22 protein-coding genes and 1 pseudogene are annotated in these 22,708 nt (G+C 72.1%); 17 read left to right on the forward strand and 6 right to left on the reverse strand.

The annotated features are described in order from the left end of the window. The first annotated feature begins 83 nt into the window (after nucleotides 1-83). The 3 genes from JK359_RS24950 (at nucleotide 84) to JK359_RS24960 (ending at nucleotide 2,608) form a co-directional block, all read left to right on the forward strand. A complete protein-coding gene (locus tag JK359_RS24950) occupies nucleotides 84-680 on the forward strand; it encodes a DUF5998 family protein (protein ID WP_201839907.1) in 597 nt (198 codons plus the stop codon). Then, nucleotides 680-1,870, forward strand: coding sequence for an alkaline phosphatase family protein (locus tag JK359_RS24955; protein WP_201839908.1), 1,191 nt, complete (start codon nucleotides 680-682; stop codon nucleotides 1,868-1,870). The genes JK359_RS24950 and JK359_RS24955 overlap by 1 nt, the downstream gene beginning before the upstream one ends. 87 nt (nucleotides 1,871-1,957) lie before the next feature. Beyond that, a complete protein-coding gene (locus JK359_RS24960) occupies nucleotides 1,958-2,608 on the forward strand; it encodes a thymidine kinase (RefSeq protein ID WP_201839910.1) in 651 nt (216 codons plus the stop codon). 4 nt (nucleotides 2,609-2,612) lie between these two features. Here JK359_RS24960 and JK359_RS24965 read toward each other — a convergent pair whose 3' ends face one another. Next, nucleotides 2,613-3,404 (reverse strand): VOC family protein, encoded by a 792-nt coding sequence (locus JK359_RS24965; protein WP_201839911.1) that lies wholly within the window; start codon nucleotides 3,402-3,404, stop codon nucleotides 2,613-2,615. Nucleotides 3,405-3,721: 317 nt separating this feature from the next. On the opposite strand from JK359_RS24965, the gene JK359_RS24970 reads away from it, so the two are divergent. After that, entirely contained in the window at nucleotides 3,722-4,573 is an 852-nt protein-coding gene (locus JK359_RS24970; RefSeq protein WP_201839913.1) for a sulfurtransferase, read from the forward strand. Between the two features lie 282 nt (nucleotides 4,574-4,855). Here JK359_RS24970 and sepH read toward each other — a convergent pair whose 3' ends face one another. The 3 genes from sepH to JK359_RS24985 form a co-directional block, all read right to left on the reverse strand. After that, on the reverse strand, nucleotides 4,856-5,896 hold the full coding sequence (gene sepH, locus JK359_RS24975; RefSeq protein WP_201839914.1) for a septation protein SepH: 1,041 nt from the start codon (nucleotides 5,894-5,896) through the stop codon (nucleotides 4,856-4,858). Between the two features lie 475 nt (nucleotides 5,897-6,371). Next, nucleotides 6,372-7,691 (reverse strand): D-arabinono-1,4-lactone oxidase, encoded by a 1,320-nt coding sequence (locus JK359_RS24980; RefSeq protein WP_201839915.1) that lies wholly within the window; start codon nucleotides 7,689-7,691, stop codon nucleotides 6,372-6,374. Next, nucleotides 7,651-8,889, reverse strand: coding sequence for an MFS transporter (locus JK359_RS24985; protein WP_201839916.1), 1,239 nt, complete (start codon nucleotides 8,887-8,889; stop codon nucleotides 7,651-7,653). Before JK359_RS24985 ends, JK359_RS24980 begins: the two co-directional genes overlap by 41 nt. A gap of 172 nt (nucleotides 8,890-9,061) precedes the next feature. Between JK359_RS24985 and JK359_RS24990 the strand changes: the two genes are divergently transcribed. Further along, a complete protein-coding gene (locus JK359_RS24990; RefSeq protein ID WP_201839917.1) occupies nucleotides 9,062-10,189 on the forward strand; it encodes a ferrochelatase in 1,128 nt (375 codons plus the stop codon). Between the two features lie 8 nt (nucleotides 10,190-10,197). Beyond that, on the forward strand, nucleotides 10,198-11,013 hold the full coding sequence (locus tag JK359_RS24995; protein ID WP_201839920.1) for an inositol monophosphatase family protein: 816 nt from the start codon (nucleotides 10,198-10,200) through the stop codon (nucleotides 11,011-11,013). Between the two features lie 336 nt (nucleotides 11,014-11,349). On the opposite strand, the gene JK359_RS25000 is transcribed toward JK359_RS24995, so the two are convergent. After that, a complete protein-coding gene (locus JK359_RS25000; protein ID WP_167381439.1) occupies nucleotides 11,350-11,523 on the reverse strand; it encodes a hypothetical protein in 174 nt (57 codons plus the stop codon). A 414-nt stretch (nucleotides 11,524-11,937) separates the two neighbouring features. Between JK359_RS25000 and JK359_RS25005 the strand changes: the two genes are divergently transcribed. The 4 genes from JK359_RS25005 (at nucleotide 11,938) to JK359_RS25020 (ending at nucleotide 15,457) form a co-directional block, all read left to right on the forward strand. Beyond that, nucleotides 11,938-12,591 (forward strand): response regulator transcription factor, encoded by a 654-nt coding sequence (locus tag JK359_RS25005; protein ID WP_003993508.1) that lies wholly within the window; start codon nucleotides 11,938-11,940, stop codon nucleotides 12,589-12,591. Between the two features lie 6 nt (nucleotides 12,592-12,597). Next, a complete protein-coding gene (locus JK359_RS25010) occupies nucleotides 12,598-13,854 on the forward strand; it encodes a sensor histidine kinase (protein WP_201839923.1) in 1,257 nt (418 codons plus the stop codon). 393 nt (nucleotides 13,855-14,247) lie between these two features. Then, a complete protein-coding gene (locus tag JK359_RS25015) occupies nucleotides 14,248-14,544 on the forward strand; it encodes a DUF4193 domain-containing protein (RefSeq protein WP_005481602.1) in 297 nt (98 codons plus the stop codon). A gap of 13 nt (nucleotides 14,545-14,557) precedes the next feature. Continuing rightward, nucleotides 14,558-15,457: a hypothetical protein gene (locus tag JK359_RS25020; RefSeq protein WP_201839926.1), complete on the forward strand. Its 900-nt coding sequence runs from the start codon at nucleotides 14,558-14,560 to the stop codon at nucleotides 15,455-15,457. A gap of 14 nt (nucleotides 15,458-15,471) precedes the next feature. Here the strand turns inward: JK359_RS25020 and JK359_RS25025 are convergent, their stop codons facing one another. Continuing rightward, nucleotides 15,472-15,936, reverse strand: a complete 465-nt coding sequence (locus tag JK359_RS25025) for a DUF3093 domain-containing protein (protein ID WP_201839929.1) — start codon at nucleotides 15,934-15,936, stop codon at nucleotides 15,472-15,474. A 113-nt stretch (nucleotides 15,937-16,049) separates the two neighbouring features. On the opposite strand from JK359_RS25025, the gene JK359_RS25030 reads away from it, so the two are divergent. The 7 genes and pseudogenes from JK359_RS25030 to JK359_RS25060 all read left to right on the forward strand — a co-directional run bounded on the left by JK359_RS25030 (nucleotide 16,050) and on the right by JK359_RS25060 (nucleotide 22,707). After that, on the forward strand, nucleotides 16,050-16,634 hold the full coding sequence (locus tag JK359_RS25030) for a PaaI family thioesterase (protein WP_201839932.1): 585 nt from the start codon (nucleotides 16,050-16,052) through the stop codon (nucleotides 16,632-16,634). Continuing rightward, nucleotides 16,631-17,182 carry a dUTP diphosphatase gene (dut, locus tag JK359_RS25035; protein ID WP_201839935.1) on the forward strand — a complete coding sequence of 184 codons (552 nt, stop codon included), beginning with the start codon at nucleotides 16,631-16,633 and terminating at the stop codon, nucleotides 17,180-17,182. The genes JK359_RS25030 and dut overlap by 4 nt, the downstream gene beginning before the upstream one ends. Before the next feature lies 1 nt (nucleotide 17,183). Beyond that, nucleotides 17,184-17,945 carry a DUF3710 domain-containing protein gene (locus tag JK359_RS25040; protein ID WP_201839938.1) on the forward strand — a complete coding sequence of 254 codons (762 nt, stop codon included), beginning with the start codon at nucleotides 17,184-17,186 and terminating at the stop codon, nucleotides 17,943-17,945. A 408-nt stretch (nucleotides 17,946-18,353) separates the two neighbouring features. Then, nucleotides 18,354-18,704: pseudogene (locus JK359_RS40450) on the forward strand (ATP-binding cassette domain-containing protein); the annotation flags it as partial. 157 nt (nucleotides 18,705-18,861) lie between these two features. Beyond that, nucleotides 18,862-21,465: an ATP-binding protein gene (locus JK359_RS25050; RefSeq protein WP_201839941.1), complete on the forward strand. Its 2,604-nt coding sequence runs from the start codon at nucleotides 18,862-18,864 to the stop codon at nucleotides 21,463-21,465. Further along, the gene (locus JK359_RS25055; protein ID WP_201839944.1) at nucleotides 21,462-22,151 is read left to right on the forward strand and encodes a response regulator; all 690 of its coding nucleotides are present in this window, start codon (nucleotides 21,462-21,464) and stop codon (nucleotides 22,149-22,151) included. Before JK359_RS25050 ends, JK359_RS25055 begins: the two co-directional genes overlap by 4 nt. Before the next feature lie 157 nt (nucleotides 22,152-22,308). Further along, nucleotides 22,309-22,707 carry an OB-fold nucleic acid binding domain-containing protein gene (locus JK359_RS25060; protein WP_093474051.1) on the forward strand — a complete coding sequence of 133 codons (399 nt, stop codon included), beginning with the start codon at nucleotides 22,309-22,311 and terminating at the stop codon, nucleotides 22,705-22,707. The last annotated feature ends 1 nt before the right edge of the window (nucleotide 22,708 follow it).

Here is a 22,708-nt window from a genome sequence, read left to right on the forward strand (position 1 = left end):
TGTCCCGCGGCCCCCGCGACCGGCCGCACGGTCCGTCCCCGGTCCTCCCGACTGGCCCGGACCCCCCTTGCCCACGGATTAGGATGGACGCCATGGCCAAGACCAGTACGACGACCCAGGGGCTGCGCGCGGCGATCGAGCGCAGCGGCTACTACCCGGCCCTCGTGGCCGAGGCGGTGGAGGCCGCTGTGGGCGGCGAGCCCATCCGGTCGTACCTGGTCCACCAGGAGACGACGTTCGACCAGAACGAGGTCCGCCGGCATGTGACCGTGCTGGTCCTCACCGGCAACCGCTTCATCGTCAGCCACACCGACGAGCAGGCCGCCGACAGCACGTCCCCGACGCCGTACGCCACCACCTCCACCGAGTCCGTGAAGCTCGACCGGATCTCCTCGGTCGTGGTCAGCCGCGTGGTCGCGAACCCGGAGCAGTACACGCCGGGCACACTGCCCCGCGAGGTCGTGCTGACCATCGGCTGGGGCGCGGTCAGCCGCATCGACCTGGAGCCCGCCGCCTGCGGCGACCCCAACTGCGACGCGGACCACGGCTACACGGGCAGCTCCACGGCGGACGACCTCAGCCTGCGCGTCAGCGAGGCCGGGGACGGCCCGGAGACGGTGCGCCAGGCGCTGGCCTTCGCGCAGTCCATCTCGGAAGCGACCGCGGACGTCACGAGCTGATGTCCCAGCTCTCCGCCTGGGACCACCCGGAACCGCTCGCCCTGGACACGGCGCCGCTGCCCGAGTACGGCACCGGCTCCCTCGCCGACCTGCTGCCCACGCTGGCCGCCGGGATGGGCGTCCCCGGCCTGACCGCCACGATCGAGGAACTGACCCCGGCCGACCGGGTCTGCGTCTTCCTGGTCGACGGCCTCGGCTGGGAGCAGCTGCGTGCCCATCCCGACGAGGCCCCCTTCCTGACCTCCCTGCTCGGCAGCTCGCGCGGCGGCACGGGACGTCCGCTCACCGCCGGCTACCCGGCGACCACCGCGACCTCCCTGGCCTCCGTCGGCACCGGCCTGCCGCCGGGCGCCCACGGCCTGCCCGGGTACACCGTGCGCAACCCGGCCACCGGCGAGCTGATGAACCAGCTCCGCTGGCACCCCTGGACCCCGCCGCGCCCCTGGCAGCCGTACCCCACCGTCTTCCAGCTGGCCCACGAGGCCGGCGTGCACGCCGCCCAGGTGTCCTCGCCCGCCTTCGAGAACACTCCGCTGACCAAGGTGGCGCTCAGCGGTGGCACGTTCCGCGGGCGGCTCAGCGGCGAGGAGCGCATGGACCTGGCGGCCGAACAACTGGCCGCCGCCGACCGCTCGCTGGTGTACACGTACTACGCCGAGCTGGACGGCTCCGGACACCGCTACGGCATCGCCTCCGACACCTGGCGCGGCCAGCTGATGTACGTCGACCGGCTCGCCCAGCGCCTCGCCGAACAGCTCCCGCCGCGCAGCGCGCTGTACGTGACCGCCGACCACGGCATGGTGGACATCCCGTTCGACGAGCAGCACCGCATCGACTTCGACGAGGACTGGGAGCTGCGCGCCGGCGTCGCCCTGCTGGGCGGCGAGGGCCGGGCCCGGCACGTGTACGCGGTGCCGGGCGCCCGGAACGACGTGCTCACCGTCTGGCGCGAGGTGCTCGGGGAGCAGTTCTGGGTCGCCTCGCGGGACGAGGCGATCGCGGCCGGCTGGTTCGGTCCGCAGGTGGACGAGCGCGTGTACCCGCGGATCGGGGACGTGGTCGCCGCCGCCCACGACGACGTCCTGCTCATCGCCTCCGAGCGGGAACCCAAGGAGTCCTCGCTGGTCGGCAACCACGGCTCGATGACCCCGGCCGAACAACTGGTTCCGCTCCTCGAAGTACGCTCCTGAAGCGACCCCGACCCACCCGCTGTGCCCGCCCCGCCGGCCGCGTACGTCCCGCAGGCCCCCGACTTGCCGAAAGGTGCTCAACTCCTCATGCCCGAGCTGGTGTTCTTCTCCGGAACGATGGACTGCGGGAAGTCGACGCTGGCTCTGCAGATCGAGCACAACCGGTCCGCGCGCGGCCTCGTCGGCATGATCTTCACCCGCAACGACCGCGCGGGCGAGGGCAAGCTGTCCTCCCGGCTGGGACTGGTCACCGACGCGGTGGAGGTCGCGGACGACCAGGACCTGTACGCGTACCTCGTCGACCACCTCTCGCAGGGCGGCCGGGCCGACTACGTGATCGCGGACGAGGCGCAGTTCCTCGCGCCCGGGCAGATCGACCAGCTCGCCCGCGCGGTGGACGACCTCGGCCTGGACGTGTTCGCCTTCGGCATCACCACCGACTTCCGCTCCAAGCTCTTCCCCGGCTCCCAGCGGCTGGTGGAGCTGGCCGACCGGATCGAGGTGCTCCAGGTGGAGGCGCTGTGCTGGTGCGGCGCCCGCGCCACGCACAACGCCCGCACGGTGGGCGGCCAGATGGTGGTCGAGGGCGCCCAGGTGGTCGTCGGCGACGTCAACCAGTCCGCGGGCGAGGTCGGCTACGAGGTGCTCTGCCGCCGTCACCACCGGCGCCGGATGACCGCCGCGTCGGCCCGCGCGGCGGCGCTGTCCCCGGACGTCCTGCCCGTCCCGTCCGCCTGACGGCTCAGTGCGGGTTCTCGACCAGCGAGAACTCCGCGCCCTCCGGGTCCACCACCCTCGCCACCCGCCCGTGCGGGCTGTCGTGGGCCGCTCTGAGGACGCTGCCGCCCAGGTCGCCCACGTGCCGCAGTGTTTCGTCGACGTCGGCGACCTCGAAGTACGTCTGCCAGTGCGGTCCCCGGTCCCGCGGCAGGCCGTGGCCGACGCCGTGCAGCCCGGCCACCGGACGGCCGCCCAGATGCAGGGTCAGATAGTCGAAGCCGGCCGAGACCACGGGTTCCTCCTCGTAACCGAACACGCTTTTGTAGAACTTGGCGACGCTCTCCGTCTCGAAGGTGAGCAGTTCGTTCCAGACGGGTGTACCGGGGACGCCGGTGAGCGCCGTGCCCAGGTACGCGGAGGCCTGCCAGATCCCGAACACCGCTCCGGAGGGGTCGCTGGCGATCGCCATGCGGCCGGCCTCGGCGGCGTCCAGCGGGCCGACGGCCACCGTGCCGCCGCACAGCCGTACCGTGTCGGCGGTCTGGTCCACGTCGTCCGCGGCGAGGTACGGGGTCCAGGCGACCGGCAGCCGGCGGTCCGGCGGCAGCTGGCCCATGCCCGCCACCTCCTGCCCGTCGAGCAGCGCCCGCACGTACGGACCGAGCTGCTGCGGCCCGGGCCGGAACTCCCATCCGAACAGCTCACCGTAGAACTCCTCGGTGGCTTCCAGCCCGCGCACCATCAGGCTCACCCAGCAGGGCGTGCCGGGCACGCGCCGCACGTGCGGGCCGGCCGACTCCCGTGCCTCGGTCATCGATCACTCTCTCCTCGGCCCCTCGCGGTGGCCGTGTCGCTTCCGCTCCCCGGAAGGGGTGTCCACGTCGCCGGCGCGTACTCCCGTGCCGGTGCCCGCATCCTCCGCGGTGCCGGGGGCCGTACCGCGCCGCTCGGCGTTGCTCCGGAAGGATGCCCGATCTGCCGTCTTTCGCCACTTCCTGACGATGGCCGGCGGGTGTCCGTCGGCTGTACAGCACGTGCTCGGTCCCGTACGCCACGTGATCGAGCCTGTCCGGCCGAGCAGAGTAGCCGGACCTGGACGCCGCGGCCACCCCTGGCGTATGGATGGACGCCATGACAGCCATCATCACCGCAACCGAACTCGCGCATCAGCTGACCGGGAGCAACCCGCCCGTGCTGCTGGACGTCCGCTGGCAGCTGAGCCTGGCGAAGGCGGCGGGCGCGCCTGCCTTCGACGGCCGGGCCGAGTACGCGGCCGGGCACATCCCCGGCGCCGCCTTCGTCGACCTGGACCGGGAGCTGGCCTCCGCGCCGGGCGAGCAGGGCCGGCACCCCCTCCCGGACATCGGGGAGTTCGGCGCCGCGATGCGCCGCGCGGGCGTGTCGGCGGGGCGTCCGGTCGTCGTGTACGACGGCGGGCAGGGCTGGGCGGCCGCGCGCGCGTGGTGGCTGCTGCGCTGGACGGGTCACCCGGACGTGCGGGTGCTCGACGGCGGGTTGCCGTCCTGGCAGGGCGAGCTGTCCACGGAGGTCCCGGACCCGGCGCCGGGCGACTACGTGCCGGTGCCGGCTGCGGCGGGCCGGCTGGACGCCGACGGCGCCGCGGAGCTGGCTCGTACGGGTGTGCTCCTGGACGCCCGTGCGGGGGAGCGGTACCGCGGTGAGGTGGAGCCGGTGGACCGCGTCGGCGGCCACATCCCGGGCGCGGTGTCGGCGCCGACGACGGAGAACGTGGGGCCCGACGGCCGGTTCCTGCCCGCGGTGGAGCTGAAGGACCGCTTCAAGGCCCTGGGCGTGTCCGAGGAGACCGAGGTGGGCGTGTACTGCGGCTCCGGCGTCTCCGGCGCCCATGAGGTGCTCGCGCTGGCGGTGGCGGGCATTCCGGCGGCCCTGTACGTCGGTTCGTGGTCCGAGTGGTCCTCGGACCCGTCGCGACCGGTGGCGGTCGGAGCGGATCCGCAGTAGCGGCAGCGGAGCGCAGCGGCGTCAGCAGTGGCGGCAGCCGGGAGCGCAGCGGCGTCAGCAGTGGCGGCAGCCAGGAGCGCGGCAGTCGGCGGTGGGTGCGGCCTCGCGGGGCCGGCAGCCGGAAGAGGGGTACGCGTGTGCGTGCTCCTCTTCCGGGCCGGGAACCGCTCCGGTCCGCTGCCCGCACCTGTTCACGAGCCGACCCGGGAACCGCTCTGGTCCGCTGCCCGCACCTGTTCACGAGCCGACCCGGGAACTCCCGCCCCCGGGCCGTGCGCCGGACTACTCCTGCTTCTTGCGGCGGGTGCCGAACACGATCTCGTCCCAGCTCGGTACGGCGGCGCGGCGGCCCGGGCGGACGCCGTCGGCCTCGGCCTGCCGGTCGGTCGCGCCGATGAGCCGGTCGCGGTGACTGCCGACGGAGCGCGGCATGAGGACGTCCGCGTAGGCGGAGCCGGCCGACGCGGCGGGCGCCGGTGGTTCCTCGGCGGCCGGCTCGTCGGTGTCCTCCTCCACGGGCTCCGCGGGCCGCTCCGGGACCACCAGGTCGCCGCGGAAGCTCGGCACGGCCTCCAGCAGGCTGGTCAGCGAGTCCCGTTCGCCCACGGCCTCCTCGGCGGGCTCGGACGGCTGCGCGGGCAGGCTGGGCCGCTCCCGGTCGCCCCGGTCGAGGGCACGGTCCATGGAACGCTCGCGCGGCAGCCGGGCGATGCGCGGGACGAACGGGAAGCTGGGCTCCGGCACGGCGAGGTCCTCGGACTCGCCGATCAGCGAGCGCGCCTCGTCGTCCACGGCCTGGACGAGCCGCCGGGGCGGGTCGTACGTCCAGCTCGCCGAGTGCGGTTCGCCCGCGACCCGGTAGACGAGGAGCACTTCCCAGGTGCCGTCGTCGCGGCGCCAGGAGTCCCACTGCACGGTGTCCTTCTCGGCACCGCGCAGCAACAGCCGCTCCTGCACGGTCTCGCCGAGCAGCGGACCGGAGTTCTCACCCGGGCGCCGGACCGGTGTCTTGCGGGCCCGCTCGGCCATGAAGGCGCGCTCGGCCAGCACCGGCCCCTCGAAGCGGCGCACCCGGTCGACGGGGATGCCAGCGAGCTGTGCGACCTCTTCCGCGGTGGCGCCCGCCCGTATGCGCGCCTGGATGTCTCGCGGGCGCAGATGGCTCTCGACCTCGATCTCGATCTGACCGAGGCGGGGCCGGTCACCGCGCACGGCCGCGCGCAGCCGTTCGTCGATCGGAAGCGTGTACTCCGTAGAGTCGGCAGCCTTCAGCACCAGCCGTGTGCCGTCATTCGAGACGGCCACGACACGCAGTTCGGGCATGGGGACCTCCCGGGTGGTGCCTGCCGACGTCACGTGCGTCGCTGCTTCCGCTAGTCGAGTGTGGCCTGCCCGGGTGCAGCCTGCCACAACCTTGCCGAGTTGCCCGGCGTGTCGGGCACGGGCCCGGGACCGCCGTTATGGCACGGTTACCTGTTCGCAACGCTAAGTGACCAACTCCGTCACCCTGTGCAACTAGCCCCCTCCCGGCGGTCCTGCAAGGCCGCGGGCACCCTGGTGGGAGACCGGACCCAGGGCTCGCAACAGTACTCCATTCGGACCACGTGCGTGGATTGGCGCGCCGCCCAACTTTCGGCGAGGCAAGCGACTTGCCGCTCCGCAACTGGTTTTCGAGATCATGAACGTGGCGAAGTTCACGCAATCCCCAGAAACGGAACTAATGGTTTCGTCCGTAGGTCCCCCTCCCGTGCGATCGGCCGGCCGGTGCCGCCGAGCGCTCCGTCACGCGCGGGAACGCCTACGCCCCCAGAACCCTCCGCAAGTAGTCGTTCTGGAACAGCCGTTCCGGGTCGAGACGGTCCCGCAGCGCGGTGAACTCACCGAACCGCGGGTACACCCGGGCGAAGTACTCCGCGTCCCCGGTGTGCACCTTGCCCCAGTGAGGCCGGCCCTCGTGTGCCGTGAAAATGCGCTCGGCCGCGGTGAAGTAGGCCTGGTAGGGCGCGCCCCGGAACATGTGCACCGCGATGTAGGCGCTGTCCCGGCCGGAGGCCGTGGAAAGGGTGATGTCGTCGGCTGGGGCGGTGCGCACCTCCACCGGGAAGCTGACGCGCAGACCCGAGCGCTCGACCATGGTCCTCAGCTCGCGCAGGGTCTCCGCCAGGGCCGCGCGCGGGACGGCGTACTCCATCTCCACGAAGCGCACCCGGCGCGGCGAGGTGAAGACCTTGTACGGGATGTCGGTGTACGTCCGCGCGGACAGCGCCTTGCTGGACAGCTGTGCGATCGCAGGGACGGTGGCGGGGACGGCGCGGCCCACCCACTGGGCCACCTGGAACACGCCGTTGGAGAGGAACTCGTCCTCGAACCAGCCGGCCAGTTGCCCCACCGGCTGCTCGGGGCCCGCGCTGCGGTTGTTGCGCTTGGTGTTGGTGTTCCCGGTGTGCGGGAACCAGTAGAACTCGAAGTGCTCGTTCTCGGCCCAGAGCTGGTCGAACTCGGCGAGCACCCGGTCGAAGGGCATCGGCTCCTCGCGCGCGGTGAGCAGGAACAGCGGTTCGACGGCGAACGTGATCGCGGTGACGATGCCGAGGGCGCCGAGGCCGATGCGGGCGGCGGCGAAGACCTCGGGGTTTTCCTTCGCGGAGCAGGTGAGCACCGAGCCGTCGGCCGTGACGAGTTCGAGCCCCTTGATCTGGGCGGCGATGGAGGCCGACTCGCGGCCCGTGCCGTGCGTGCCGGTGCTGGTCGCCCCGGAGACGGTCTGCTCCATGATGTCGCCCATGTTGGTGAGCGACAGGCCCTCGCGCGCCAGAGCGGCGTTGAGCCGCTTGAGCGGGGTGCCCGCCTCCACGGTGACCGTCATGGACGACCGGTCTATGTCGCGGATACCGGTCAACAGTTGAGGGCGTATCAACAACCCGTCGGTGGCGGCTATCGACGTGAAGGAGTGGCCGGTCCCGACCGCCTTCACCTTCAGGCCGTCCTCCCGGGCCCGGCCCACCGCGGCGGCCAGTTCCTCCACCGAGGCCGGCGCCACCTGCCGGGCGGGCCGGGCGGAGACGTTCCCGCCCCAGTTACGCCAGGTGCCGTTCTTCCCGCTCGCCGTGCTGCTCAACGGTGCCTCCCCGACCCGCGGCCGGCCTGCGCAGCCGGCGGTACCCGAGGAAACCGACCGCGACCGCGACGGCTCCGGACACGGCCGGAACCCCGTACCCGGCCTGCGCCCCGGCTGCGTCGATCACCCAGCCGGCCACGGAGGAGCCGAGCGCCACACCGACCGCGAGGCCGGTGCTCACCCAGGTCATGCCCTCGGTGAGCTGGGCGCGAGGTACGTGCTCTTCGATGAGGGACATCGTCGTGATCATCGTCGGTGCGATGGACAGGCCCGCAACGAACAGCGCCACGGCCAGAAGCGGCAGGTTTCCGACCAGTAGGAGGGGGATCATACTCACGGCCATGGCCGCCACGCCCAGCAGCCAGCGGCGTTCCGGCGCCCCGGAGAAGCGCAGCACGCCGAAGACCACGCCGGCCGCGCAGGATCCGGCCGCGTACAGCGCGAGGACCACGCTCGCGGCGCCCTTGTGGCCGCGTTCGTCGGCGAAGGCGACGGTGACCACGTCCACCGCTCCGAAGATCGTGCCGGTCGCCACGAACGTCGCCACCAGCACCTGGAGCCCCGTCGAGCGCAGGGCGCTGCCGCCGCCGCGCCGCTCCCGCGGGTGCGGCTCCGGCTCGGTGGCGTGCTGGGCGGTGAGCCAGAAGACCCCTGCCGCCAGGAAGCAGGCGGCCAGCAGGGGTCCGGCCTCCGGGAACCAGGCCGTGGACAGTCCGATGGAGATGATCGGCCCGAAGATGAAGCAGACCTCGTCCACGACCGACTCGAACGAGTAGGCGGTGTGCAGCTTCGGGGTGCCCCGGTACAGCGCCGCCCAGCGGGCCCGGATCATCGCCCCGAGGCTCGGCACCGTGCCGATCCCGGCGGCGCAGGCGAACAGTACCCAGTCCGGCCACCCGAAGTGCGCGGCGAGCAGCAGCCCGGCCGCCGCGGTCAGGGCCACCAGCGTCGCCGGGCGCAGCACCCGGCGCTGTCCGTGCCGGTCCACCAGCCGGGAGACCTGCGGTCCGACCGCCGCGACGGCCAGCGCGACGGTGGCCGACAGACCACCCGCGAGGCCGTACCGCCCGGTGAGCTGGGAGACCATCGTGACCACGCCGATGCCCATCATCGACAACGGCATCCGGCCGAGGAATCCCGCGGCGGAGAAGGCCTTGGTGCCGGGCTCGGCGAACAGGGCTCTGTAGGGGCTGGGCACGTGGTCTCCGAAGCGGGTCGGTAAGGCGCGAATGCGGCTGATACAGGTTACAAGTTAGGTCACCCTAATTGAACCCTGCGGAACACCCGTAGAAACCGCCCTAAACCCGTGGGAACCCGACTCTTCACCCCGCTGTTTCCCCGCTGTCAGCGCCGGGTGGCAGGATCGAGACATGCCAGACGCGCTCGATGCCACCCCGTACGACGCCCTGCTCCTGCTCTCCTTCGGCGGCCCCGAAGGCCCGGACGACGTGGTTCCGTTCCTGGAGAACGTCACGCGCGGGCGCGGCATCCCGAAGGAACGCCTCAAGGAAGTCGGACAGCACTACTTCCGGTTCGGCGGGGTCAGCCCGATCAACGACCAGAACCGTGCCCTGCTGGACGCCCTGCGCAAGGACTTCGCCGAGCACGGCCTGGACCTGCCCGTCTACTGGGGCAACCGCAACTGGGCGCCGTACCTGACGGACACCCTGCGCGAGATGGTCACCGACGGCCGCCGCCGCATCCTGGTCCTCGCCACCAGCGCCTACGCCTCCTACTCGGGCTGCCGCCAGTACCGCGAGAACCTGGCCGACGCGCTGGCCGCGCTGGAGGCCGAGGGCCTGGAGCCGCCGAAGATCGACAAGCTGCGGCACTACTTCAACCACCCCGGCTTCGTCGAACCGATGATCGACGGTGTGCTGCGCTCCCTGGCCGACCTCCCCGAGGACGTCCGCGCCGGGGCCCACATCGCCTTCACCACCCACTCCATCCCGGAGTCCGCGGCCGACACCTCCGGCCCCGCCGAGGCCCACGGCGAGGGCGGTGCCTACGTCGAACAGCATCTGGACGTGGCGCAGCTGATCGCCGACGCCGTCCGCGAGCGCACCGGCACCGGCCACCCCTGGCGGCTCGTCTACCAGTCCCGCTCCGGCGCCCCGCACATCCCGTGGCTGGAACCCGACATCTGCGACCACCTCGAGGAGCAGCACGCGGCGGGCGTCCCGGCCGTGGTCATGGCCCCGATCGGCTTCGTCTCCGACCACATGGAGGTCCTCTACGACCTCGACACCGAGGCGACGGCCAAGGCCGAGGAGCTGGGCCTGCCGGTTCGCCGCTCGGCCACCGTGGGCGCCGACCCGCGGTTCGCCGCGGCGGTCCGCGAGCTGATCATGGAGCGGTCCGCCGTGGAGCGCGGCCGGGCGGTCACCCCGTGCGCCCTGGGCGCGCTCGGCCCGAGCCACGACGTCTGCCCGGTCGGCTGCTGCCCGGCCCGCGCCCCCCGGCCGGCCGCCGCGGGCGCCGACAGCCCCTACGCGTGAGGAGACCCGTGACCGACCCCCTGCACAGGGACCTGCTCGCACTGGCCCGGGAGGCCGCCCGCCGCGCCGGAGAGCTGCTGCGCGACGGCCGCCCCGCCGACCTGGCCGTGGCCCGGACGAAGTCCAGCCCGATCGACGTCGTCACCGAGATGGACATCGCGGCGGAGAAGCTGATCACCGACCTGATCTCCGCCGGGCGACCCGACGACGGCTTCCTCGGCGAGGAGGGTGCCTCCGTCGAGGGCACGAGCGGCGTCCGCTGGGTGATCGACCCGCTGGACGGCACCGTCAACTACCTGTACGGCCTGCCGACCTGGGCGGTCTCCATCGCCGCCGAACAGGACGGGACGACGGTCGTCGGAGTCGTCGCGGCTCCGATGCGCGGGGAGACGTACCACGCCGTGCGCGGCGGCGGCGCGTGGGCCACGGGGGCGTGGGAGGGCGAGCGGGCGCTGTCCTGCCGCCCCGCGGCCCCGCTGGACCAGGCCCTCGTCTCCACCGGCTTCAACTACGTCACCGAGGTCCGCACCCGTCAGGCCGAGGTCGCCGGCCGGCTCGTCCCGCTGCTGCGGGACATCCGGCGCAGCGGCTCGGCGGCGGTCGACCTGTGCGACGTGGCCTGCGGCCGGCTCGACGGGTACTACGAGCGGGGACTCAACGCCTGGGACTACGCGGCGGGTGACCTGATCGCCCGGGAGGCCGGCGCGCTGACCGGTGGACGGCCCGGAGAGCGGCCGTCACGGGACCTTGCGGTGGCGGGCACCCCGGGCGTCTTCGAGCCCCTTCAGCGGCTGCTGGAGGACTTCGGGGCGTGGCACGACTGACCGGGGCCCGGCCCGGGTCCGGCGCCCGCGCACGCCCCCGCCCGGGCTGAGCGCGGGCGCGGCGGAACACGGTGCCGGCGGACGGGAACGCCCCCGGCACGCGTGAGGGACCCCCGGCAGGCGCAAAGGACCCCGCGCGCAATGGGCTCCGGCAGGCGTAAGAGACCCCGCGCGCAAGGGGCTCCGGCAGGCGTAAGGGGCCTCGTGCGCAAGGGGCTCTGGCAGGCGTAAGGGGCCTCGTGCGCAAGGGGCTCCGGCAGGCGTAGGGGGCCCTGGCACGCGCAAGGGACCCCGGCGCTGGATTCGCCGGGGTCCCCTGTTGCGCTTTCGAGCCGATCAGACGCGTGACGCGCCGACCTCCACACCGTGTTCGGCGGCGAGGCGTCGCAGGTCGTCGAGCTCTGCCTGCTCCACCTCGACGAGGAAGTCGTCGCCCTCGTCACGAGCCCGAGACAGGTCGGACTCGGTCGCCTTTATGCGCTGCAGAAGTCCTGCGGTGAAAGCGTCCATGCTGCGCCCCCTCGTCCTGGGTCGTGGGTCGGGTGGCACGGGGGTGTGCCGTAGGGAAAGGGGCGATCACATCTCTCGCAGGTGCCCAGCGCTGCCCTGCTGGGCGGCGACGGTGCCGGACACCCGCGCCCACTCTGCCAAGCGGATCGCGGAGTACCGCATGTGCTGCGGCACATGCAGAGCGTGATCGCGGGGTGTACAGCCGTCCTCCCCCCGCTCCCCTTCCCGGAAACCTCAACGGGAAGAGAAAATCTCGCATTCCCCTGCGGGCGCCCGGGGCTTCCGCGCTCCGTACTCCGCCTTACAGCCGACTTATGGCCGAAAAGGGCAGGATGGAGGTCACATTCCACGAAGGCCCCTGCCCGCACGCGCCCACGGCGCGCTACGCGGGTGGACACAGGAAGGACAAGCGACGTGCGCGTACTCGTCGTCGAGGACGAGCAACTGCTCGCGGATGCGGTGGCCACCGGCCTGCGCCGGGAGGCCATGGCCGTCGACGTCGTGTACGACGGCGCGGCCGCCCTGGAGCGCATCGGCGTCAACGACTACGACGTGGTCGTCCTCGACCGCGACCTCCCGCTCGTGCACGGCGACGACGTCTGCCGCAAGATCGTCGAGCTGGGCATGCCCACGCGCGTGCTGATGCTCACCGCCTCCGGCGACGTCAGCGACCGGGTCGAGGGCCTGGAGATCGGCGCCGACGACTACCTGCCCAAGCCGTTCGCGTTCAGCGAGCTGATCGCCCGTGTACGGGCCCTCGGCCGCCGTACCAGCGTGCCGCTGCCGCCGGTCCTGGAGCGCGCCGGCATCAAGCTCGACCCCAACCGCCGCGAGGTCTTCCGCGACGGCAAGGAGGTGCAGCTCGCACCCAAGGAGTTCGCCGTCCTGGAGGTGCTGATGCGCAGCGAGGGCGCGGTCGTCTCCGCGGAGCAGCTGCTGGAGAAGGCCTGGGACGAGAACACCGACCCGTTCACCAACGTGGTCCGCGTGACCGTCATGACCCTGCGCCGCAAGCTCGGCGAGCCGCCCGTGATCGTCACCGTGCCCGGTTCCGGCTACCGGATCTGATCCGCCGTGGCCACGACACCGGCGCCGCCCCAGGCGCCCCCGAAGCCCACCTGGGACCCCAGGAAGCCGCAGCCCCCCTTCCCGTGGCTGCGCCCGACCATCCGCATACGGCTCACCCTGCTGTACGGCGGCATGTTCCTGATCGCCGGCATCCTGCTGCTGTCGATCATCTACCTGCTCGCCGCGCAGGCGATCAGCACCGGCAACCAGCCGTTGTTCAAGATCGTCGGCGGTACGGACATCAAGGTCACCAGCGACAACTGTCCGGCGATCACGGCGATCAACTCCACCAGGCTGCCCCTGTCCGACTTCAACGACGTCATCGCCCACTGCGTGGACCAGCAGCGCCAGGGCGCCCTGGACAACCTGCTCAGCCGCTCCCTGCTGGCCCTGCTGGGCCTCGCCGTGATCGCCTTCGCGTTCGGCTACGCGATGGCCGGCCGCGTGCTGTCCCCGCTGGGCCGGATCACCCGCACCGCCCGTCAGGTGGCCGGCTCGGACCTGTCCCGCCGGATCGAACTGGACGGCCCGGACGACGAGCTGAAGGAGCTGGCGGACACCTTCGACGACATGCTGGAACGGCTGCAGCGTGCCTTCACCGCCCAGCAGCGCTTCGTCGGCAACGCCTCGCACGAGCTGCGCACCCCGCTCGCGATCAACCGCACGCTGCTGGAGGTGCACCTGTCGGACCCGGACGCCCCGGTGGAGCTTCAGCAGCTCGGCAAGACGCTGCTGGCCACCAACGAACGCAGCGAACAGTTGGTCGAGGGGTTGCTGCTGCTCGCCCGCAGCGACAACCAGATCGTCGAGCGCAAGCCGGTGGACCTGGCCGAGGTCGCCTCGCAGGCCGTCGACCAGGTGCACGCCGAGGCCGAGGCCAAGGGCGTGTCCGTCCGGGGCGAGCGCAGACCGGCCGTGGTGCAGGGCAACGGCGTGCTGCTGGAGCGGATCGCGCTGAACCTGGTGCAGAACGCGGTGCGCTACAACGTGCCCGAGGCCGGCTGGGTCGAGGTGAGTACGCAGGTCGAGCACGGACATGCGGTGCTGACCGTGTCGAACACCGGGCCGGTGGTGCCGGCGTACGAGATCGACAACCTTTTCGAGCCCTTCAGGCGCCTCCGCACGGAGCGCACGGGCAGCGACAAGGGGGTGGGTCTCGGCCTGTCCATCGTCCGGTCCGTGACCCGCGCACACGGCGGCCACATCCTGGCCGAGCCCCGCGAGGGCGGCGGTCTGGTGATGCGGGTCACCCTGCCGGTGTGAGCCCGGACCGACACACGCGACGGATGTTCGCTTTGCGCGGAATTTTCAGGGCACCCGATGTGGTTCTTCCTGTGTGATCGATCACATGGGCGGATTTCCGGCCATGTACGCACGGTGATCATGGTCGTAGGTGGAAAGCCGGGAAAGTCCTGGTTTTCAGGGCACTTGATCACGGGAAGTACACGGTGAGGCGCCTTTGAGGTGCGGCATTCGAACCGTGTACGGTCCTCACCGCCATCCAAGCCGATCACTCTTGAGAGGTCGGGTTGGGTGTCGATTGAGTAACAGACCTTGATGTGAGGCAAAATCTCCGCCTCAGGTCGGGCACAAGTCCGGCCTCTCACGCGTTACGTGCGCTGGAGACACCGCAGACACCCAGAGGGGGAGAGCGATATGGCAACCGATTACGACACTCCACGCAAGACCGACGATGACGTCGACTCGGACAGCCTGGAAGAGCTGAAGGCCCGGCGGAACGACAAGTCCACTTCGGCCGTGGACGTCGACGAGTTCGAGGCCGCCGAGGGACTCGAACTGCCCGGCGCCGACCTCTCGAACGAGGAGCTGGCCGTCCGGGTGCTGCCGAAGCAGCAGGACGAGTTCACCTGCATGAGCTGCTTCCTGGTGCACCACCGCAGCCAGCTGGCCCGGGAGAAGAACGGTCAGCCGATCTGCCGCGACTGCGACTGAGGAGGGGTCGGCCGTGACTGGCTCGACCCCCTCGCGGAAGCGCCGCTTCTCCCTCGGGAAGGCGGACCAAGGGCCGTCCGACGGCCCGCACGGCGCGCGTGACGACGAGCGGGGCTCCCCCGGAGCGGGAGCCTCGCTCGGACCGGCGGCCGGAGGGACGGACCTGCCGGTGCCGGCCCAGCCACCACCCGTCGCGCGGCGCCGGGCAGTGGTGATCCGCGAGAAGGCCCGGGAAGGCGCCCGCAGGGGCGGCAGCCGCGCCCGCGCGGGCCTGGGGTACCTCGCGGACCGGATCATCGACATCGCCCCGCGTGTCCCCGTACGCGACCTCGCGACACTGCGCAGGCAGTTCCCCGGCCTCGGGCCCGAGGAACTGGCCGACAAGCTGGTGGCGGGCGCCGCGGCCGGGTCCTCGACCGTCGGTGCCGGGATCGGGGCGGCGGCGATGCTGCCCGTACCGCCGGCCATGCCGACCGAGCTGGCCGCGGAGATCACCGGGGTCGCCGCGATCGAGCTGAAGCTCATCGCCGAACTCCACGAGGTCTACGGCGTGCGCCCGCCGGGCAACCTCAAGACCCGCAGCACCGCCTACCTGTCCTCGTGGTCGGGGGAGCGCGGGATCGACGTGATGAAACCGTCGACGTACGACACGGCCCTCGGCGGCCGCATGAAGCGCGAACTGCGCCGGCAGATCATGAAGCGGATGGTCCGCAACCTGCCCAACCTCATGCCGTTCATGGTGGGAGCCGCGGTCGGGGCGGTCATGAACCGCAGGGACACCAGAAAGCTCGCGGCCCGGATCCGGGCCGACCTCCGCAAGAACCAGGTGCCGTGGGACGAGCTGTCCCAGCTGCCGCCTCTGGAGGAGCCGGCCGAGCCGCTGCGGATGCGCGACCTGCCGAAGGAACTCTAGGCGCCCGGGGCGTCTCAGGCCTGCGCCGTGCGGGCCGCCTCGATCGCCGCGGCCAGCCGCTCCGGCTCCCGCGTCGACAGGTACAGGTACGGCGTCGGGTCCTGCGGGTCCGTGACCTCCACGCGCAGCGCCGTCGGGATGTAGGCGCGCAGCAGCAGGAAGGCGCGGGTGTCGGCCTTGTACGTGCGCCAGGCGCGCGCCTCCTCCGCGTCCAGCACCTCCCACGCACCCAGAGCCGACACCGGGATCTTCGCCTCGCCCGCGATCAGGGAGTCGCCCACGACACGGATGCGCGGGGAGCCGTAGGCACTGGCCACCACCGCCGCGGCAGCCGTACCGCCGACCAGGCCGCCGAGCAGCGGCAGGGTGCCGAAGGGCAGCAGGATCAGGGCGAACGAGACACCCACGAGGAAGCTGACCAGCCACCACGAGCGGGGGGCGGTGAGGCGTTCTTCGTAGGGGGTGGCGGAGAGCTGCATGGAGCCAAGCTTGGCACGGGATCCGCGAATCCCCCGTGCCGGGGGCGGCCGGCGCCGAGCACCGTCGGGCAGGGCGGTGGCGGGTGACGGACGGACGGGTAAGGTCTGCGCCTGTGAGTGGTAGTTCCGCAGCTCTTCAGCCCCCCGCCTACGCGGTGAAACCGATACGGCACCCCGACGCGCCCGCGCCCGGGGAGCTTCTCGGTGCCCACTACGAGCACTGTTTCGGCTGTGGCCCCGGACAGCCGCACGGCCTGCTCCTGGAAGCCCGCGCCGGCGAGGGCGTCTCGCTGACCGCCGAGTTCACCGTCCAGCCCGCCCACCAGGGCGCCCCCGGCCTCGCGCACGGCGGAGTGCTGGCCACGGCCCTGGACGAGACGCTCGGCTCACTGAACTGGCTGCTGCGGACCATCGCCGTCACCGGCCGGCTGGAGACCGACTTCGTGCGGCCGGTGCCGGTGGGCACCACCCTGCATCTGGAGGCCGAGGTCACCGCCGTAGCCGGACGGAAGATCTACTGCACCGCCACCGGGCGGATCGGCGGCCTCGAGGGGCCCGTCGCCGTCCGCGCCGACGCACTCTTCGTCGAGGTCAAGGTCGACCACTTCATCGACCACGGCCGCAAGGAAGAGATCCAGGCCGCCATGGACGACCCGGACCAGGTCCGGCGCGCCCGTGCCTTCGAGGTGAACCCGTGAGCCGCAACCCCCTCGAGGTCCTCATCCGGCGCGTCGACCCCGACGTACCGCTTCCGGCGTACGAACACCCGGGCGACGCCGGAGCCGATCTGCGCACCACCGAGCCCTGCGAGCTGCAGCCGGGTGAGCGGGCCGTACTGCCCACCGGCGTGTCGATCGCCCTCCCCGAGGGGTACGCGGCCTTCGTGCACCCACGTTCCGGGCTCGCCGCCCGCTGCGGCGTGGCCCTGGTGAATGCCCCGGGGACGGTTGATGCCGGGTACCGTGGGGAGATCAAGGTGATCGTGGTGAATCTCGACCCGCGCGCGAGCGTGCGGTTCGAGCGCTTCGACCGGATCGCCCAACTGGTCGTCCAGCAGGTCGAGAAGGTCCGCTTCCAGGAGGTCGCGGAACTTCCCGGCTCGGCGCGGGCCGAAGGGGGCTTCGGGTCCACCGGTGGCCATGCCGCGGTGGGCGACGAGAGCGGCACAAGCGGTCAGACCGCCGATGGCGGTCCGACGGGTGGGAATCGATACGCTTCGGTCGTATCCGACCGGGAAGGACAGTGACGTGTTCGGACGTCGCAACAAGAAGGGTGCCGCCGAGGACGCGGCCGGCGAGGCCGAGCAGGTCGTCGACAGCGTCGACACCGAGGCGGACGAGGAAGAGGCCGGGCGCGAGCGCGTCCGGCTGGAGCCCGGGCCCCGGCCCGACGGGCCGTGGGACAGCAGCGAGGTGCGCGACGCGGCCGAGGGCCGCGTGGACCTCGGCGGTCTTTTCGTGCCGGGCGTCGACGGCATGGAGCTGCGGGTGGAGGTCGCCGGTGACGCGATCGTCGCCGCGACCGTCGTGCTGCGCGACAGCGCCATCCAGCTCCAGGCGTTCGCCGCGCCCAAGCGCGAGGGCATCTGGACCGAGGTCCGCGAGGAGATCGCGTCCGGCATCACCCAGCAGGGTGGCATCGTCGACGAGGTCGAGGGTTCCCTCGGCTGGGAGCTGCGCGCGCAGGTGCCGGTGCAGCTGCCCGACGGCACCGGCGGCTTCCAGGTCGTGCGGTTCGTCGGCGTGGACGGCCCGCGCTGGTTCCTGCGCGGTGTGATCTCCGGCCAGGGTGCGGTGCAGCCGCAGGCCGCGGGGCTGCTGGAGCAGATCTTCCGGGACACGGTCGTGGTCCGCGGCGAGGGGCCGATGGCGCCCCGCGACCCGATCGTCCTCAAGCTGCCCAACGACGCCCAGATGGTCCCCGAGGGGGTCCAGCAGGAGGAGGGCTCGCGCTTCTCCGGGGGCATGGGGCAGTTGCAGCGGGGGCCTGAGATCACCGAGGTCCGCTAGGAGCGTCGCCGGGTTGCAGCCGTAGGAAACGGGTCGTGCCTCTGGGAGGTGCGGCCCGTTTCCGTCTTTTCGGGTCGCGTGGGGAGCCTGCGAGTGCCGGGTGCCGGGTGCCGGGTGCCGGGTGCCGGGTGCCGGGTGCGGGTTCGTCGTGGCCGGTCGCGCAGTTCCCCGCGCCCCTTTCGGGGCGCTGATGCGAGCGGGGTCTGTCGTGCGGTTGCCGCGGCCCTTTCGGGGTGCTGGTGCGAACGGGGTCTGTCGTGCGGTTGCCCGCGGCCCTTTCGGGGTGCTGGTGCGAACGGGGTCTGTCGTGCCGTTGGCCGCGGCCCGTACGGGGTGCTGCGCGGGCGGGGATACTGGCGTCCGGCGACCGGGGGAGGCGGCGTGAGTGGTCAGGTGGTGACCGGCACCATGGTGCGGGTCGAGGGCGTCCACAAGTCGTACGGGCGAGGGGCCGCGGCGGTGCATGCGCTGCGCGGTGTCTCGATGGAGGTGCGCCGCGGTGAACTCGTGGCCCTGAAGGGCCGCTCCGGGTCCGGGAAGACCACCCTGCTCAACATCGTCGGCGGACTCGACACACCCGACCGGGGTCGCCACGCACGACGCGACGCTGCTGGACCTGGCCGACCGGGTGCTGGAACTGCGCGACGGGGAGATCGCCGAGGACTGACCCGACCGGCTGTCGAGGAGCTTCCCGGGCCGGTTCGGCCGGACCGGCCGGTTGCCGGTGAGCCCCTCGCGCTGCGGGCCGGCCCGGCACGCCGGCCGGCTGCCGGGGAGCGTTCCGTGGTGCGGGCCGGGCCTGTCATCAGGGTTGCGTCAAAGTTGCCCGCTGCTCGCCTTCCTGTCCCGTTCGTCGTGATTGTTGGCCGTAGGGTCGACGCTGCGTAGGCAACGGGTACGGGAAGACAATGAGGCCATGGCACGCGGCAAGCTTCGGATCTACCTCGGTGCGGCACCGGGCGTGGGCAAGACCTACGCGATGCTCTCCGAGGCGCACCGCCGGATCGAGCGGGGCACCGACTGCGTGGTGGCGTTCGTGGAGCACCACGGCCGTCCGCGCACCGAGGTGATGCTGCACGGCCTGGAGCAGCTGCCGCGTCGGCAGCTGGAGTACCGGGGCGCCACCTTCGGCGAGATGGACGTGGACGCCGTGCTGCGCCGGGCCCCCGCGGTCGCGCTCGTGGACGAGCTGGCCCACACCAACGTCCCGGGCTCCCGCAACGCCAAACGCTGGCAGGACGTGGCGGAACTCCTCGCCGCCGGCATCGACGTGGTCTCCACCGTCAACATCCAGCACCTGGAGTCGCTCGGCGACGTGGTCGAGTCGATCACCGGGGTGCGGCAGCGGGAGACCGTCCCGGACGAGGTCGTGCGCCGGGCCGACCAGATCGAGCTGGTCGACATGTCCCCGCAGGCCCTGCGCCGCCGCATGGCGCACGGCAACATCTACCAGCCGGACAAGGTCGACGCGGCCCTCTCGAACTACTTCCGGCCCGGGAACCTGACCGCCCTGCGCGAGCTGGCGCTGCTGTGGGTGGCCGACCGGGCCGACGAGTACCTGAACGAGTACCGCAGTGAGCACCGGGTCTCGAAGATATGGGGCTCCCGGGAGCGGATCGTGGTCGGTCTCACCGGCGGTCCCGAGGGGCGCACCCTCATCCGCCGGGCCGCCCGGCTCGCCGAGAAGGGCGCCGGCGGCGAGGTGCTCGCCGTGTACATCTCCCGCAGCGACGGCCTGACCTCCGCCTCCCCGAAGGAGCTGGCCGTCCAGCGCACCCTCGTGGAGGACCTCGGCGGCACCTTCCACCACGTCGTCGGCGACGACATTCCGGCCGCCCTGCTCGACTTCGCGCGCGGGGTGAACGCCACCCAGATCGTGCTCGGCTCCTCGCGCCGCAAGGCCTGGCAGTACATCTTCGGGCCGGGCGTCGGCGCCACGGTCGCCCGCGAGTCCGGTTCCGACCTCGACGTCCACATCGTCACCCACGAGGAGGTCGCCAAGGGCCGCGGACTGCCCGTGGCCCGCGGCGGGCGGCTCGGGCGGGCCCGGATCATCTGGGGCTGGGCGGTCGGCCTGGCCGGCCCCGCGGTCCTCGCGGTGCTGCTGAACACCGTCGACCTCGGACTCGCCAACGACATGCTGCTGTTCCTGGCCGTCACCGTGGCCGCGGCGCTGCTCGGCGGCCTGCTGCCCGCCCTGGCCTCGGCGGCCTTCGGCTCGCTGCTGCTGAACTACTTCTACACCCCGCCGCTGCACCGGCTGACGATCGCCGACCCCAAGAACATCGTGGCCATCGCGATCTTCTTCGGCGTCGGCATGTCGGTCGCGTCCGTGGTCGACCTCGCCGCCCGCCGCACCCACCAGGCCGCCCGGCTGCGCGCCGAGTCCGAGATCCTCTCCTTCCTCGCCGGGAACGTGCTGCGCGGCGAGACGAGCCTGGAGGAACTGCTGGAGCGGGTCCGTGAGACCTTCGCCATGGAGTCGGCCACCCTGCTGGAGCGCGAGAGCGAGGTGGCCCCCTGGACGTGCGCGGGCCGCGCGGGCTTCGGGCCGCCGCTGGAGCGTCCCGAGGACGCCGACGTCGACATGCCGGTCGGCGACCACATGGCGCTCGCCCTCACCGGCCGGGTGCTGCCCGCCGAGGACCGCAGGGTGCTCGCCGCCTTCGCCGCGCAGGCAGCCGTCGTCCTGGACCGCCGGCGCCTGCAGGAGCAGGCCGACCGGGCCCGGACGCTCGCCGAGGGCAACCGCATCCGTACCGCCCTGCTGGCCGCCGTCAGCCACGATCTGCGCACCCCGTTGTCCGCCATCAAGGCCGCGGTGTCGTCCCTGCGCTCCGACGACGTGGCCTGGTCCGAGGAGGACCAGGCGGAGCTGCTGGAGGGCATCGAGGAGGGCGCGGACCGCCTCGACCACCTGGTGGGCAACCTCCTCGACATGTCCCGGCTGCAGACCGGCACGGTCACCCCGCTGATCCGGGAGATCGACGTGGACGAGGTCGTTCCGATGGCCCTCGTGGGCGTACCCGAGGACAGCGTCGACCTGGACGTTCCCGAGACGCTGCCCATGGTCGCCGTCGACCCCGGACTGCTGGAGCGGTCGGTGGCCAACCTGGTGGAGAACGCGGTCAAGTACAGCCCGCACGGGAAGCGCGTCATGGTGTCCGCGAGCGCCATCGCCGACCGGGTGGAGGTGCGCGTGGTGGACCGCGGGCCCGGCGTGCCGGACGAGGCCAAGGAACGCATCTTCGAGCCCTTCCAGCGGTACGGTGACGCTCCGCGCGGTGCCGGCGTCGGGCTCGGCCTCGCCGTCGCCCGCGGCTTCGCCGAGGCCGTGGGCGGCTCCCTCCACGCCGAGGACACCCCGGGCGGCGGCCTCACCATGGTGCTGAGCCTGCGCGCGGCCGGAGCACGGCCTGCGGACCTCGGCGCGGAAACGGACATCGCCGAACCAGCGGGCACGGGCATCGCAGCCACAGCGGGCACGGACATCACAGAACCGGAAAGGCAGGTCCTATGACGACCCGGGTGCTCGTGGTCGATGACGAACCGCAGATCGTGCGGGCCCTCGTGATCAACCTCAAGGCGCGCAAGTACGAGGTCGACGCGGCTCCCGACGGCAGGACCGCCCTGGAACTCGCCGCCTCCCGCCACCCGGACGTGATCGTCCTCGACCTGGGCCTGCCCGACATGGACGGCGTCGAGGTGATCAAGGGCCTGCGCGGCTGGACCCGGGTGCCGATCCTGGTGCTGTCCGCGCGCCACTCCTCCGACGAGAAGGTCGAGGCGCTCGACGCGGGTGCCGACGACTACGTCACCAAGCCGTTCGGCATGGACGAGCTGCTGGCGCGGCTGCGGGCCGCCGTCCGCCGGGCCGAGCCGGTGGGGCCGGGGGAGGAGGACCTGACGACCCTGGAGACCGAGGGCTTCACCGTCGACCTGGCCGCGAAGAAGGTCAACCGCGCCGGCAAGGACGTCCGGCTCACCCCGACCGAGTGGCACCTGCTGGAGGTGCTGGTCCGCAACACCGGCCGCCTCGTCAGCCAGAAACAGCTTCTGCAGGAGGTGTGGGGACCGTCGTACGGCACCGAGACCAACTACCTGCGCGTGTACATGGCCCAACTGCGCAGAAAGCTGGAGGCGGACCCCTCACACCCCCGGCACTTCATCACGGAGCCGGGGATGGGCTACCGGTTCGAGAAGTGAGGTGTGGGGCGGCCGGGGGTCCGGGGGTTGTCCCCCGGGGGGTTGCGGATCACGGAGCCGGGGATGGGCTACCGGTTCGAGAAGTGAGCGGCGGGCTACCGGTTCGAGGAGTGAGCTGCCTTACGGTCGGGTCGGTGCTCACCGGTACCCTTCACGTATGAGTGCTGTTCCTCGTTCCGAAAAGCCGGCCGGCCGGTTCCGGCGCATGCTCGACCGGCTCTCCTCGTCGCAGGAGGACCTGGAGTCCGAGGAGCTGCGCGAGGACGCCGAGACGGCCGGCTGTACGAAGATCGGCGACTGCCGTGACCGGCAGATCGTCACCGTAACTGGTACCTTGCGCACCGTCACCCTGCGCCCGCGCGCCGGCGTCCCGGCCCTGGAGGCCGAACTGTTCGACGGCTCCGCCGCGCTGGACGTGGTGTGGCTCGGCAGGCGCTCCATCGTGGGCATAGAACCGGGGCGCAAGCTGATCGCATCGGGCCGGATCTCGATGAGCCGGGGCCGCCGGGTGCTGTTCAACCCGAAATACGAACTGCGACCCCTCGGACGGGAGTAGC

It is taken from the genome of Streptomyces actinomycinicus (genome assembly GCF_016741775.1).
GTDB classification, from domain to species: Bacteria; Actinomycetota; Actinomycetes; order Streptomycetales; family Streptomycetaceae; genus Streptomyces; species Streptomyces actinomycinicus.

Excerpts from the sequence above, each read along its gene's own strand:
- JK359_RS24950 (WP_201839907.1), top strand. The coding sequence starts at position 84 with ATGGACGCCATGGCCAAGACCAGTACGACGACCCAGGGGCTGCGCGCG.
- JK359_RS24955 (WP_201839908.1), top strand. The coding sequence starts at position 680 with ATGTCCCAGCTCTCCGCCTGGGACCACCCGGAACCGCTCGCCCTGGAC.
- JK359_RS24960 (WP_201839910.1), top strand. The coding sequence starts at position 1,958 with ATGCCCGAGCTGGTGTTCTTCTCCGGAACGATGGACTGCGGGAAGTCG.
- JK359_RS24965 (WP_201839911.1), bottom strand. The coding sequence starts at position 3,404 with ATGACCGAGGCACGGGAGTCGGCCGGCCCGCACGTGCGGCGCGTGCCC.
- JK359_RS24970 (WP_201839913.1), top strand. The coding sequence starts at position 3,722 with ATGACAGCCATCATCACCGCAACCGAACTCGCGCATCAGCTGACCGGG.
- sepH (WP_201839914.1), bottom strand. The coding sequence starts at position 5,896 with ATGCCCGAACTGCGTGTCGTGGCCGTCTCGAATGACGGCACACGGCTG.
- JK359_RS24990 (WP_201839917.1), top strand. The coding sequence starts at position 9,062 with ATGCCAGACGCGCTCGATGCCACCCCGTACGACGCCCTGCTCCTGCTC.
- JK359_RS25000 (WP_167381439.1), bottom strand. The coding sequence starts at position 11,523 with ATGGACGCTTTCACCGCAGGACTTCTGCAGCGCATAAAGGCGACCGAG.
- JK359_RS25015 (WP_005481602.1), top strand. The coding sequence starts at position 14,248 with ATGGCAACCGATTACGACACTCCACGCAAGACCGACGATGACGTCGAC.
- JK359_RS25025 (WP_201839929.1), bottom strand. The coding sequence starts at position 15,936 with ATGCAGCTCTCCGCCACCCCCTACGAAGAACGCCTCACCGCCCCCCGC.
- JK359_RS25050 (WP_201839941.1), top strand. The coding sequence starts at position 18,862 with ATGGCACGCGGCAAGCTTCGGATCTACCTCGGTGCGGCACCGGGCGTG.
- JK359_RS25055 (WP_201839944.1), top strand. The coding sequence starts at position 21,462 with ATGACGACCCGGGTGCTCGTGGTCGATGACGAACCGCAGATCGTGCGG.
- JK359_RS25060 (WP_093474051.1), top strand. The coding sequence starts at position 22,309 with ATGAGTGCTGTTCCTCGTTCCGAAAAGCCGGCCGGCCGGTTCCGGCGC.